The sequence below is a fragment of the Thalassotalea eurytherma genome, assembly GCF_030161415.1.
Classification (GTDB): domain Bacteria; phylum Pseudomonadota; class Gammaproteobacteria; order Enterobacterales; family Alteromonadaceae; genus Thalassotalea_G; species Thalassotalea_G eurytherma.
The window spans coordinates 38,554-52,128 of sequence record NZ_BSSU01000013.1 but is presented as its reverse complement, the minus strand read 5'-3'; the positions used below and the strand labels follow the sequence as shown (position 1 = coordinate 52,128).

Genomic DNA, 13,575 nt, shown 5'->3' with positions numbered 1-13,575 from the left:
AGATAGGTTCATATATCGAGTTGATTTAATGCTTGTTACCTCAAAAAAGATTTTCCCCCTTGTCTGTTCCATTTTTATTGCTTTGGGCTCCTCTTCTGCGACTCAAAGGACCTTAGATAGCAAGAAAAGTGTCTATTTGGGTTCTGCAGATATCACTCAAGGAATGGCTAAGACAATAGATGCAATTGCAAACCTTTGTACAGTGTCCGCCGACAATAATTTTACCAAAGTAACGCAGGCGATTGATTTATATGAAGAGTGTGCAAATATCACGCCCAAAAGCCATGATGATGTTGACGAAACATCTGTACCAGATATGAAAGGTGCTGGTGGAGAAGTAGTCACGGGTACTATTTTTGTCGGTAACTATTTTGATCTGTATATCAATGGCAAGCTCAAACATTCTATACCGCAACAATTTACCATTTATCTTGTTTAAGTGAGGTTAAAATCAACGCTTGTCTTACACATAAAGCACAGCCGGTAAAGATCATGATGAGATTGTGTTTGCTGCGCGCTGGAAAGTACCAAAAGACTGGTTGAGTAAAGGGTTTGACGTTAGTTATTGGCCTCAAGCTGCCCGATACTCTGAAGATGTCATGGTGTAAATAACAAAAAGTCCTATATGCACTTTATTAAAAAGTTCAGCGGTGCTGATGCAAGCTTTATTTGGTCAACAATTGTTGTTCTAGATAATGAAGTGTTAATGAGCCATGAGGTTAAGTGGGAAACGACACGGGTATTTTTTACTTGCGAGCTCTATTTTAGCAAAAGCTCGCAAGATAATTGTTTATCAGATTGGTTACAAAAAAACCTGATAAACATAAGCCAACCGTACTTACTCGCCGCCTTCATCAATTTCGTCAAGCATATCTAGGTAGTCGTCTAGTTCTTCTTCTTCTTCATCGTTAACAACGACCGGTGGGTTACCGTCATATACGCGATATAGCATGTTTTGATAGTAACTTGTCTTAACGAACTGATAAGAATCAACCGAGTTATCAATAACTTGTTCTCGCTCGCCAAAGTCTGCACGAGTTTCTAGACCTATAATCGCACGCCGAAATATGCCCGGCCAAAATGCTAAGGCGCCTATAGGAAAATAACTATGATCAATAAAGTCGCCTACTTCTTCACGAACCGATGATGGTCCAAGAAAAGGGATCATTAAGTATGGGCCATCACTTACGCCATATGTGCCAAGAACTTCACCAAATTCTTCTTGATTTTGTTCTAAATCAAAATCACTCGCGGGATCGTAAAAACCTAACAAACCGATCGTTGAATTCAGTACAAACCTACCAGCGTCACTCCCTGCATGTTTGAACTTACCTTGAAGCAGGTTATTGATCATTGATGAAGGTTCATTTAAGTTTTCCGCCATATTTAGCAACCCTTCACGCAAAAACATAGGCATGATTGCGACATAGGCATCAGTTACAGGGCGCGTAACGTATTTGTCGGCATACTCCCAGGTAAATACCCATAAAGGCCTATTGATCGATTCTAGTGGATCACTTATTTCAGCTGGAGGCTGCGCAGTTTTATCTGGAACACTAGAACAACCCACACTAGTGAGCGATATCAAAGCGACAAAGAAAAGAGTGTAAGAGCGCTTCAATAAAGCCTCAAATCTGGTCATGACGGTTTCCGAGTAAATTGATGACGTGCAAGCTTAACATGGATAATTGCTGCACTAAAAATAAATAAGAACTATGTTATTATTTTTTTTGTTGATGTACAGATAATAGCATTTCCGCTTCAGCGCGTGGAATTTCGCATTCTTGAACAATCTCGTCAACATCAGCACCCTTTTTAGCAAGCTTTAGTGCTCGTGAGTAGAACTTATCTTCTGATGATTGTTGCTGGATTGAAAGGAGCTGCTCGTCCATTGAGGCGATGTGTTGTTTAAGTGTTGAAATACGATGCTCTAGCTGTTTAGTGACTTCGTTAGTCTCATCAAAATGAGCACGTTCAACTTCAGATAAGCTCGATAGCTGTTGCTCAATATAGGAGAGTGTTTGGCTTTGTTCGTTAAGCAAGCTTTCTTGTAATTTTAACTTTTCGGCAAGGTTGGCCATCATCGATTTCTGCTTAGCGATAAAAGCAAAAAATATGATAGCCAATACACAAACAGTAATGATAAGGATTACGTTAATTGACAGCATAAGACATCCAGTTCTTACATCAAACCTACGTTTTCTTAAGCAGTTTAAAACTGCTTAAGTTCATCCCATTCATCGTCAGTAAGTAGTTTATTCAAGTCTACTAAAATAAGTAACTCACCATCGCGGTTAGATACACCTTGAATAAATTTAGCACTTTCATCATTACCAACGTTAGGTGCAATATCGATCTCAGATGCTTTCAAATAAACAACTTCTGCTACACTATCAACCATGATACCGATTACCTGTTTCTCAGATTCGATAATTACGATACGAGTATTGTCAGTAACTTCACCCGACTCTAATCCAAATCGAGCACGAGTATCGATTACCGTCACAACATTACCACGCAAGTTAATAATACCTAGAACATAACCAGGCGCGCCTGGTACCGGTGCGATTTCAGTATGGCGTAAAACTTCTTGTACCTGCATTACATTAATGCCGTAAGTTTCACTGTCTAATTTAAATGTTACCCACTGTAGAACTTCATCATTATCTACAGCATCATTAGAAGTGCGTCTTTCGTCAGACATACTACTCGTCCTCAATTAAAATTTGTCTTATACATCAAAGATATTCTATCAATGTATTATAGTTTAGTCATGATTAATATTTACGCCATCTTCTAGCAGTTCAATTAATGAATCTACATCAAGCAACGCACACATTTTATCCTTCACAAGCCCCGCTAACCATTTACGTTTAGAGGGGTTATCTAGCCATTTGACGTCTTCATGGTTAAGTGTCACGGTATCGACAAGGTGCTCTGCTGCAAGGCCCCAGTCACTATCATTAAGCATGATAACGTATTGGTAATTAATGTTATTAATTAATTCCTCGTTGCATTTTTCAGGCATAACCCATAATGCAGTATCGACAACATTTATGTTTTGTTCCCGATGCACCATAACCCCTTTGTACCAATTAGGCTTTCCCATTAACGTATTGGTTTTTTCTATTTGGTGAATCCCGCCTAATTCAATCAACGGAACAGCTACCGTTAGGCCGGCTACTTCAAAAAACATCGCTTGAAAGCTATCTCGATTAACAGATTTGACCGTCGTTTGTCCGGCGGCTTTACTTTTACGCGTTTTAATCGGTGCAATTTGTAAATCGTCAACGGTCTCTGGTGCACGCTCATCATGAGGGTGGCGAGATAACGGCATTGCCGCATTGTCTTGTTTTGCGATATTAACTTTATCTAACAAACTTTCGAGTTGTTTGTCTTTAGCTTTCTTCTCAAGCTCAACGACGCTGTTTTGTTCTTCAGCAACATCTGTTAATAATTCAGATAAATAATTTTTCATTATTTTATTGCTTGCTGATAACGGTTTACTCATGATGCCTTCACTTCTGTTTGTTTGAGTAAGTAAGTTAATAATGCTCGATAGGCAAAAACACCGCGTGTTGATGCAGAGAAATCAGAGGGAACTTTTTGAGCTAAACTGGCATTTCTAAAATTAGTATCAATAGGAATTACTCCCTGCCAAACACACGTTGAATACGTTTCCTGTAATTTTTTGTAGGACAAAATTGATGCTTTGGTTCTTTTATCAAACATCGTGGGAACAATCGTATACGTAAAAGACGATTCTTTTTCCGTTTGCATCATTTCTAAAGTGCGCATCATTCGGTCTAAGCCTTTGAGTGCAAGGAACTCAGTTTGAACCGGTACAATAATGCGTTGTGATGCTGCTAATGCATTGACCATTAAAACACCAAGAATAGGCGGGCAATCCATCAAGACAAAGTCATACTCGTTTGATATTTTAGCTAATGCTTTCTTCAGCACTAAACCCATGCCGCCTTTAGCGCCAAGCGCTCTATCTAATGTTGCAAGCCCCATAGTTGCAGGCAGAATATCGATATTACTATACTGGGTTGGGCATAAACTTTGTAATATTTGCTCTTTGGTTGAGTCTTGAATAAATAAATCGTAAACGCTTAAATCTAGGTCTTCAGATTCAATACCAAAATAATAGCTTAAAGACGCATGAGGATCTGTATCAACAAGCAATACTTTATACCCCATTGAGGCTAGTAGCCCACCTAGAGTGATTGTTGTAGTGGTTTTACCGACACCACCTTTTTGATTAGCTACTGTCCAAACGACCAATGGAAATCCTAGTGTTTAATTATCTTGATTATCTTCATCTCGTGTAGTGATTCTTATACCACCGTTTTCGAGTTCTACAATTCTAATTCTATTGCCTTGTTGCGCAGAATCAACTTCTTGTTTAATCAATTCAATATCTTTCACGCTAATTGAGGGTGTATCAATAACATTTTCACGCTCAAGGCCATACTTTGATATGGCGATAACAACCCGGCGATTTTGTAAAAGCCCTTGTGTTGAATTATTGTCAACTTTAGGAGAATATTGACCATAACCTTCAATAGCCATGCGTGCCGGAACGATTTCTTGTTCTTCAAGCAAACGCAAAATTGCCACTGCTCGAGCTACGGAAAGTTCCCAATTAGATTCAAACACTTCGGTATTAATGGGTTGATTATCGGTATAACCTCTTACCCGCAAGTAATTTGTCACATCCTTAATAATAGGCGTAATTACCGATAATATCGCCTCAGCATTATTTGTCGCAGAAGCTGAACCACTTGGAAATAACAAACCGCTACTCAATTCAATCTCTAACCAATCACCGTCAATTTCAAGTTCTGCATATCCGCTTTCAACCAATTCATATAACGCGGTATGCAATTCTTCTTCAAGCGATTCTAGGTTGGTTCCTACTTCGCTTTTTTCTATATTCGATAACTCATTTTTGCCGTCAGTAAGTTCAGGACCAGCTTCCTCTAAAATACCATCACCGTATAAGCGTGTCTCTGACCTGCTCGAGTTTACAGGCAGTATATCTTCACCTTGACCACGGTTTTTTGTTTGTTCTTGATCTGACTGAAAAACACGACCAATCGAGTCGGTCATGGTTTCAAAAGGCTCTTCATGAATAATGGCCATGGCATACAAAACAACAAAAAGTGCAAATAACAAGGTCATATAATCTGCGTAGGAAATCAGCCAGCGATGCACGTTATCTTGTGCTACATCGTGACGGCTTTCATGGTTGCGTCTCATTTTACTAACCTAAATGCAGATAGTTTATTTTCAATAGCATGTGGGTTTTCACCTAAAACAATCGCCGTTAATCCTTCTAATATCATTTCACGATATAACGTTTCTTGATGAATAATAGAACGTAATTTATTCGCAATAGGCAGATATATTAAATTGGCAAAACCAACACCATAAATCGTCGCAACAAAGGCGGTTGCAATACCGTGTCCGAGTAATTCGGGATCGTTAAGGTTAGACATTGCATGAATCAGACCTAGTACAGCACCTAAGATGCCAATGGTAGGGCTATAACCGCCCATAGAATCAAATACATTTGCCGCTCTAAGGTTGTGCTCACGATAGAGTTCTAAATCAAGTTCTAATGATTCTTTAAAATTTTCCGCTTCGACACCATCAACAAGTAAATTAAGACCTTTGTTAACAAAAGGATCGACTTCGTCGAGAGCAATATTCTCTAACGCTAAAAAGCCAGACTCTCGAGACATTATTGACCAAGAAACAATATCTTGAATGCCTTGCTCAACATCAAACTTAGGCGAAGTAAATACCCACTTGAGTAGTGCGATAGCATGTAAAAATTCAGTTTTAGATGATTGCAACATAACAGCACCTAATGTGCCGCCAAATACAATAATAAATGCTGGAAACTGTAATAATGAGGTTATTGAGCCACCATCAATAGCAAAACCAAGATAAATAGCAACAACCGCAATCAGAAGCCCAGCAATACTGAGCTTATCCATTGGCAGTTTCCTTTATGATCGCTTCTGAAAAATCATTGAGTGGTAGTGATAATTCTGAAACCCCTGCAATCGTTACGGCTTGTGGCATTCCGTAAACTACACAAGACTCTTCATCTTGTGCCCAAATGGTTGCGCCTTTGCTTTTTAACATACGTGCCCCTTCCCTTCCATCGTGGCCCATACCCGTTAAAATTACCCCTAATACATCACCTTGGTAAACTTTTGCAGCAGAGCCGAAACTAATATCAACACTAGGTTTATATGTCAGTCTTTCACTGTCATCTTCTAGTATTTTAATTTTCTTAGCACTTTCCGTACCAGTGATGATCATTTGCTTACCACCAGGTGCTAAATAAGCACACCCAGGTTTAAGCAAATCGCCGTCTGCGGCTTCTTTGATGTCTATCTGACATAGGTTATTCAAACGGTTAGCAAAGGCTGCAGTAAAGGCTGCGGGCATATGTTGAACGAGAATTATTGGAAGCGGATAGGATTTAGGTAATTTTGTTAAAATAGTCTGTAAGGCAATTGGCCCACCAGTAGATGTACCAATGGCAAGTAATTTATAGTGCTTGTCTGTTTTTACACGATGTTTTGACGGTGTTGAAGGTTGTACTGGACGAATTTTTGACGCTGTTGGTGTTTGACTAGCTTGAGACTTTCTCGTCACAATACCAGACGTTGTGGAACGTCTCATAGAAATTCGGCGACGAGCAAGTTGCAATACTCGCTGTCTTAATAATGAACCTGCATCATCATTATTTGCGGCTATTTCATTAAACTTTTTAGGTAAAAAATCCAATGCACCTGCATCAAGTGCATCTAATGTCGCTTTAGCCCCTTGATGAGTTAACGACGAGAACATGAGTATCGGCGTCGGAGACTGTGCCATGATTTGCTTAACTGCTTCAATGCCGTTTAATACCGGCATTTCAATATCCATAGTGATTACATCTGGTTTTAAGGTGATCGCTTTCTCAACGGCGTCTTTTCCGTTTACAGCAACATCAATAACTTCTAAATTAGCTTCGTTATTTAATATATCTGATACGCGTCGACGAAAAAAACTCGAATCATCAACAACTAACACCTTATAAGCCATTTATATTCTCTATCTTATGAGCCTAGCTTTTTATTAATATTTGCTTTCTTTGCATAGTACTTAAGCATACTTGGCACATCTAAGATGAGTGCAATACCACCATCACTGGTAATAGTCGCACCTGCCATGCCTGGCGTACCGTGCAATAATCGGTCAAGTGGTTTAATGACAACCTCTTCTTGACCAATTAAGCTATCAACAACAAAACCAATTTGCTGTGTACCTAACTGGACGATAACAACATGCCCCGTATTTTTTGGTTTGTCTGTTGAGCCTTTAACTAGCCACTGATCTAGGTAGAACAATGGAATTGCTTTTTCCCTAACAATGATAGTCAATTGACCATCAACAATATTCGTATTCGTTAAATCCAGATGGAATATCTCATTAACACCAGCTAATGGTAGGGCAAACGTTTGTTCGCCTACGACAACCATTAAGGTTGGCAAAATAGCAAGTGTCAATGGTACTTTGATTTCAAGAACAGTACCTTTACCGAGCTCTGAATCAATACTTACTGAACCATTTAATTGGGTAATCTTCGTTTTAACAACGTCCATTCCCACACCACGACCTGATACCTCAGAAATTTCAGTTTTCGTAGAGAAGCCTGGTGCAAAGATTAAATTAAATGCTTCTTTTTCTGACATGCGAGCTGCGGCGTCGGCATCTAAAACACCACGTTCTATCGCAATATCTTTAAGTTTATCAGCGTTCATACCAGCACCATCATCTTTGATGGTTAACAAGATATGATCACCTTCTTGAGATGCTGACAGAATAACAGTACCTTCACGCGGTTTACCATTAGCTTCACGTACGTCTGGCTCTTCTACACCGTGATCTACTGAGTTACGAACCAAGTGAACAAGAGGATCGGCTAGTGCCTCAACAAGGTTTTTATCTAGATCGGTATCTTCACCCTCTAGAATTAACTTAATTTCTTTCTGTAAACTACGCGCAAGATCACGAACAACGCGAGGGAAACGACCAAATACTTTCTTAATTGGTTGCATGCGCGTTTTCATTACCGCGCCTTGCAAATCCGTTGTTACTGCATCTAGGTTTGATACCGCTTTAGTCAGATCTTCGTCTTCTTTGGTTAAGCCAAGACTGGTTAGGCGGTTTCGAACAAGTACGAGTTCACCCACCATATTCATGATTTGGTCTAATCGTTTAGTATCTACCCTAACGGTAGTTTCGCCCTGAGATGCCGCTGGTTGCGCAGCTTTTTTATCTCCAGCTTTGGCAGCAGGCTTTTTAGCCGTAGCCGGTTTAGACGCTACGGATTTTGCTGCTGGCTGGGCTTTTGCAACTGGTTGAGGCTTGGGAGCACTCTCTGGAGCAGCAGCTGGTGTTGGTGCTGATGCACTCACTTTAGGTCCCTGACCTTTCCCGTGTAATTCATCTAATAGTGCTTCAAACTCATCATCATTGATTTCATCAGGATTTGTTGGCGCAGCTGGAGCTGGTTGATTTGTGTTTGACGTAGAAAAGGCACCTTGTCCATGCAACTCATCAAGCAATGATTCAAATTCATCATCGCTGATTTCGTCTGACGGTTGAATACTCGTTTCTTTAGGTGTAGGTGCAGAATCTGCTGATTGAGGTGAACCACCTGAACCATGCAATTGGTCAAGCAATGCTTCAAATTCATCTTCACTCATTTCGTCAGATGAAGCACTTGATGGTTCACTGACTTCAGGAGTAGCAATTACTTCAAGCTCTGGAGCAGCAACTGCTGCAGGTGTTTCTTCTGCTCCTTCAGGAGCACTTAAACGATGTAACTCTTCTAACAATGCTGGGTCGGCAGGATCAATATCCTCACGATTTTGCACTTGAGCAAACATTTCATTGATTGTATCTAAAGATTGAAGAATGGTGTCCATCAATTCGGAGGTAACTTTACGCTGACCAGTTCGTAAAATATCGAACACATTTTCAGCACCATGACAGGCATCAACTAAGTTAGTTAAAGATAAAAAGCCTGCGCCACCTTTTACGGTGTGAAAACCCCGGAATATTGCATTAAGCAAATCGGCATTATCAGGATCATTTTCTAATTCAACTAATTGCTCAGATAGCAATTCGAGTATTTCACCCGCTTCAATTAAAAAATCCTGTAGAATTTCTTCATCTGCTTCGAAGGACATAATTCGAACTTCCCCTTAGAATCCTAAGCTTGATAACAGGTCATCAACATCATCCTGACCTGAAACAACGTCATCACGTTTTTCAGTATTAACTATAGGTCCTTCAACGAGATTTTCACCAACACTTGGTTTACTTAACATCTCTTGACCTTCAGCTTTTGACACACCGAACATAGTTAACATATTGATTAAACTATCTTCTACTTCTCTAACAAGATCAATAACTTTACGTATAACCTGACCGGTTAGATCTTGGAAATCTTGTGCCATTAATACGTCTGTCATTAATGCGTGAATATGTTCTGCTTCTTTGTCAGTTGTCACCAACAATGCATCAATTTCGTGGCATAGCGACTTAAAACCATCAAGCTCAAGCTGGTTTTTCATTAGCTTTTGCCATTGTGGTTTTACACTACTTACTTGCGACTGAACTTTATCAAGTACTGGAAAAATAGATTCTACAGCATCCATAGTTTTGTTTGCTGCTTCTTCTGTTCGTTCAATCACATAATTCAAACGCTCTTTAGCATCGGGAATATCTGCCGTTGCTAAATCGTTTAAACGAGTGTCAATTTGGAAGTTCATCAATGAGTCATGTAATTGACGTGTCAATTTACCTATTTCAGCAAAAAGCTCTGTATTAATAGGCGTTTGCACTTCGGCAATTAACTTATCAGCTTCATCATTTTGACCAGCTTCCAAGTAGGCAACAAGCTCTTTAGCTTGCTCCAATGAAATTAAAGCGCTCATCTAAACACTCCTTTGGTTTTCCCAATATTTAGTCGTGTTTAATTAAGCTAAGCGCTCAAATATTTTATCAAGCTTTGTTTTCAGCGTAGCGGCTGTAAACGGTTTGACAATATAACCATTTACACCTGCTTGAGCAGCCATAACGATTTGTTCTTTCTTCGCTTCTGCTGTAACCATTAATACAGGTATGTGTGCAAGTTTTTCATCCGCTCGAATTGCTCTTAGCAAATCGATACCTTGCATACCTGGCATGTTCCAATCAGTTACAACGAAATCAAAGTCACCACCTTGTAGCATTGGCAGTGCTGTTGAACCATCGTCAGCTTCTTGAATATTGGTAAAGCCTAAATCACGTAATAAATTTTTCACTATACGTCTCATTGTTGAGAAATCATCAACAACAAGTACTTTCATATTTTTATCCAAGGCACCCTCCGAAAGAGTCTATTTCTACTAAATCTAATACTTAATTTTGCCATGATTGCATTCTACCTTTTAGGCGATGCATTGCTTGGCTATGAATTTGGCTAACACGAGATTCACTCACGTCCAGAACTTGGCCAATTTCACGTAAATTCAATTCTTCATCATAATACAATGATAACACTAAGGATTCACGCTCTGGTAGAGAAGTTATACAACCAGCAAGTGCTTTTTTAAAGGCGCTATGTTCTATTTCGTCATGTGGACTGTCAATAACAGCCTCTGTAGAGAAAGAGATAGCATCTTCGTTAACACCTAGGTCTTCAATACCTATTATTTTACCAGAGCTTACCTCATTAAGCATATCATGATATTCATTTAATGAGATATTTAGTTTATCAGCAACTTCACTATCAGTTACATCACGACCATATTGAGCCTCTAATGATTTGATGGCATCACTGATTAAACGGGAATTTCTGTGAACAGAGCGTGGTGTCCAATCTCCACGACGAATTTCATCGAGCATTGCACCACGAATACGAATACCGGCAAAAGTTTCAAAACTCGCACCTTTGCTAGCGTCGAAGTTATTGGATGCTTCAAGAAGTCCAATCATACCTGCTTGAATCAAATCATCTACTTGAACACTGGCAGGTAATCGAGCGAGTAAATGATACGCAATTCTTTTCACCAAAACTGTTTGCTGCTCTATGAGTGCAGTTTTGTCTTGTTGGTCGATATAAGCTTGCGTTTTTACCACTTAATGTTCGCTCATCAGTTGGTGTTACTATTTTTCTAGTAACTGTTCTATAAAAAACTCTAGGTGCCCTGAAGGCTGATGCGGTATTGGCCACGCCAATGCGTTTTGTGCAATACGCTTAAAACCTTTTGACGCAGGAGAATCAGGAAATGCTTCAACAATCGCTTGTTGCTTTCTCACTGATTTTCGAATATTTTCATCAAAAGGTACAACACCAACTAACTCTAATGCCACATCTAAGAACCTGTCACTTACTTTGGTAAGTTTAGCAAATAATTGCTGACCTTCCTTAGGACTGCGCACCATATTGGCAACAACTTTGAATTTGAATACCCCATGATCACGACTTAGTAGCTTCATTAAAGCATAACAGTCAGTAATTGACGTTGGTTCATCACAAACGACAAGCATCACATCTTGAGCAGCGCGCGCAAAGCTTAGTACCATGTCAGAGATACCTGCTGCGGTATCGACAATTAGTACGTCAAAGTCGGTTTCCATATCACTGAAAGCGCGAATAAGACCAGCATGCTCAGATGGTGTCAAATCAACCATACCTTGCGTACCAGACGTTGCTGGGATAATTTTTATGCCTGCTGGACCTTCGAGAATTATATCGTCTAATTCACATTCGCCAGACATCACATGGGAAAGGTTCTTTTTAACGCGAAGACCTAGCATCACGTCAACATTGGCCAAACCTAAATCGGCATCAAGTACGAGTACTTTTTTACCCATTTGAGCCATAGAAATAGCGGTATTTAACGAAACGTTCGTTTTACCTACACCGCCTTTACCACCTGAGACAGCAATGACCTTAACTTTATTGGGTTGTTGCATTTTTCGTAAGCCACTCGCTTGATCTAACATCTTTTAATTCTTACTACTTATTGTTTTATCTACATCATGGCATGAGAAGCCATCGATTGATGAGTCCAATTTATTGGCGCTTGTTTACGTTGTTTTGTAAACATTTTATCAGCAAGCGTAACTAACTTTTCAGCATTTGCAACCTTAATATCTTCTGGTACACGCTGACCGTCGGTTAAATAGCCAACAGGCAAGTTATTTTGGATAGATGTTGAGATTAATTCGCCCGCGCTTAAGCTCTCATCTAATTTCGTATAGATACAACCTGCTAATGGGATGCTTTGAAAACGCTGAACATTTTCTGTCATAACATTTGCTTGCGTATTTGCTGCTAACACAAGGTAATTTTTAATTCTAATTCGCGTATTAGCGACGAGCGTTTTTAAATGTTCATTTAAACGCATGTCTCGTTGTCCCATGCCTGCAGTATCTATTAGCACTAACTTCTTGGTTGAGAATTGCGCTAACAAGTTATCTAATTCGTTTGCATCTTGCGCTAACTTTACCGGGCAACCAATAATTTTGCCATAGGTAGTAAGTTGCTCATAACCTGCAATTCTATAGGTATCTGTTGAAATCAAGGCAACAGAATCAGCACCATGTATCTGTGCAAAACGGGCGGCAATTTTTGCAATCGTCGTTGTTTTACCAACACCCGTTGGTCCAACTAAAGATATAACACCACCATGACGAATAATTTCATTATTTGTCGTTTGTAATTGATTGACTAATAAGTGCTTAACTTGTTGCCAAGCTTCTTGCTCGTTTAGTTGGCTTGGGATAAATCCGGCAATTTGCTCAGCCAATTGTTCATCGATACCCATCGAACTAAGTTTGTTAACCAACACGGCACGATTAGGATCTTTTTGTACACGGTCTTGCCAAAGTAAACCTGCAACTTGATGCTCTAAAAGTTGACGAATAGATGCCATTTCTTGCTTCATTCGATCAAACTCTTCAGTCGATGCACTCGACTGTATTTGGCTATTGAACGCATTTTCAGACGTTTTATCTAGCTCCTCTGATGGGCGTTCTTGCGTTACATCACTCTGAGCTTGTTTATTAGTTAAGCGTTCAGTGAATTCTTTGAATTGTTGCTCGATTGTTTCAGCCGCCAAGTTTGTCGCAATGGTTGGCTCTTTAGGCCCTTGTTGAACATCGCGATTTAATAATGCCGCTAAGCTATCTGGCACTTTAGGCATTGTAGGTTCAACTTTTACTTTAGGTTGGTTAGTTGCTGAAGTAGGTGCGGCACCAATTGACACAACATCGTCTTGTATTTCCCGTGAAGATGAAGACTCTTGAGAAGGTACAACGTCAGGTTCATTGTGAGAAGGCTGCTGGTTGTAATCGACAGCCGCCATAATCTCAATTCCTTCAGGGATTTTCTTGTTTGACATGATGACGGCATCAGCACCTAGTACTTCTTTGATTTCAGCTAATGCTGTTTTCATGTCTCTTGCGACAAAACGTTTAATTTTCACGGTTAACCCCTTACAACCTTAA

The 13,575-nt window shown here is 39.7% G+C and carries 15 protein-coding genes; 1 reads left to right on the top strand and 14 read right to left on the bottom strand.

The window, feature by feature from the left end:
- Positions 1-28 precede the first annotated feature (28 nt).
- Positions 29-439: a hypothetical protein gene (locus QQK02_RS13420; RefSeq protein WP_284208581.1), complete on the top strand. Its 411-nt coding sequence runs from the start codon at positions 29-31 to the stop codon at positions 437-439.
- Positions 440-838: 399 nt separating this feature from the next.
- On the opposite strand, the gene QQK02_RS13415 is transcribed toward QQK02_RS13420, so the two are convergent.
- The 14 genes from QQK02_RS13415 to flhF all read right to left on the bottom strand — a co-directional run bounded on the left by QQK02_RS13415 (position 839) and on the right by flhF (position 13,523).
- The gene (locus tag QQK02_RS13415; protein ID WP_284208580.1) at positions 839-1,642 is read right to left on the bottom strand and encodes an MlaA family lipoprotein; all 804 of its coding nucleotides are present in this window, start codon (positions 1,640-1,642) and stop codon (positions 839-841) included.
- A gap of 79 nt (positions 1,643-1,721) precedes the next feature.
- On the bottom strand, positions 1,722-2,168 hold the full coding sequence (locus tag QQK02_RS13410; protein WP_284208579.1) for a DUF2802 domain-containing protein: 447 nt from the start codon (positions 2,166-2,168) through the stop codon (positions 1,722-1,724).
- Between the two features lie 44 nt (positions 2,169-2,212).
- Positions 2,213-2,704, bottom strand: a complete 492-nt coding sequence (locus QQK02_RS13405; protein ID WP_284208578.1) for a chemotaxis protein CheW — start codon at positions 2,702-2,704, stop codon at positions 2,213-2,215.
- Between the two features lie 63 nt (positions 2,705-2,767).
- A complete protein-coding gene (locus QQK02_RS13400; RefSeq protein ID WP_284208577.1) occupies positions 2,768-3,511 on the bottom strand; it encodes a chemotaxis protein CheW in 744 nt (247 codons plus the stop codon).
- Complete coding sequence (locus tag QQK02_RS13395; RefSeq protein WP_284208576.1) at positions 3,508-4,287, bottom strand: ParA family protein; 780 nt, start codon at positions 4,285-4,287, stop codon at positions 3,508-3,510. Before QQK02_RS13395 ends, QQK02_RS13400 begins: the two co-directional genes overlap by 4 nt.
- Before the next feature lie 15 nt (positions 4,288-4,302).
- Positions 4,303-5,265 (bottom strand): flagellar motor protein MotB, encoded by a 963-nt coding sequence (locus QQK02_RS13390; RefSeq protein WP_284208575.1) that lies wholly within the window; start codon positions 5,263-5,265, stop codon positions 4,303-4,305.
- Positions 5,262-6,008 (bottom strand): flagellar motor protein, encoded by a 747-nt coding sequence (locus QQK02_RS13385; protein ID WP_284208573.1) that lies wholly within the window; start codon positions 6,006-6,008, stop codon positions 5,262-5,264. The genes QQK02_RS13390 and QQK02_RS13385 overlap by 4 nt, the downstream gene beginning before the upstream one ends.
- On the bottom strand, positions 6,001-7,110 hold the full coding sequence (locus QQK02_RS13380) for a protein-glutamate methylesterase/protein-glutamine glutaminase (RefSeq protein WP_284208572.1): 1,110 nt from the start codon (positions 7,108-7,110) through the stop codon (positions 6,001-6,003). Before QQK02_RS13380 ends, QQK02_RS13385 begins: the two co-directional genes overlap by 8 nt.
- Before the next feature lie 14 nt (positions 7,111-7,124).
- Positions 7,125-9,263, bottom strand: coding sequence for a chemotaxis protein CheA (locus QQK02_RS13375; RefSeq protein ID WP_284208570.1), 2,139 nt, complete (start codon positions 9,261-9,263; stop codon positions 7,125-7,127).
- A 15-nt stretch (positions 9,264-9,278) separates the two neighbouring features.
- Positions 9,279-10,013 (bottom strand): protein phosphatase CheZ, encoded by a 735-nt coding sequence (locus QQK02_RS13370; RefSeq protein WP_284208568.1) that lies wholly within the window; start codon positions 10,011-10,013, stop codon positions 9,279-9,281.
- 42 nt (positions 10,014-10,055) lie between these two features.
- Complete coding sequence (cheY, locus tag QQK02_RS13365; protein ID WP_193023680.1) at positions 10,056-10,439, bottom strand: chemotaxis response regulator CheY; 384 nt, start codon at positions 10,437-10,439, stop codon at positions 10,056-10,058.
- 40 nt (positions 10,440-10,479) lie between these two features.
- On the bottom strand, positions 10,480-11,199 hold the full coding sequence (locus QQK02_RS13360; protein ID WP_284208567.1) for an RNA polymerase sigma factor FliA: 720 nt from the start codon (positions 11,197-11,199) through the stop codon (positions 10,480-10,482).
- 27 nt (positions 11,200-11,226) lie between these two features.
- The gene (locus QQK02_RS13355; protein ID WP_284208566.1) at positions 11,227-12,069 is read right to left on the bottom strand and encodes a MinD/ParA family protein; all 843 of its coding nucleotides are present in this window, start codon (positions 12,067-12,069) and stop codon (positions 11,227-11,229) included.
- 29 nt (positions 12,070-12,098) lie between these two features.
- On the bottom strand, positions 12,099-13,523 hold the full coding sequence (gene flhF / locus QQK02_RS13350; RefSeq protein ID WP_407705045.1) for a flagellar biosynthesis protein FlhF: 1,425 nt from the start codon (positions 13,521-13,523) through the stop codon (positions 12,099-12,101).
- Positions 13,524-13,575: the final 52 nt, after the last annotated feature.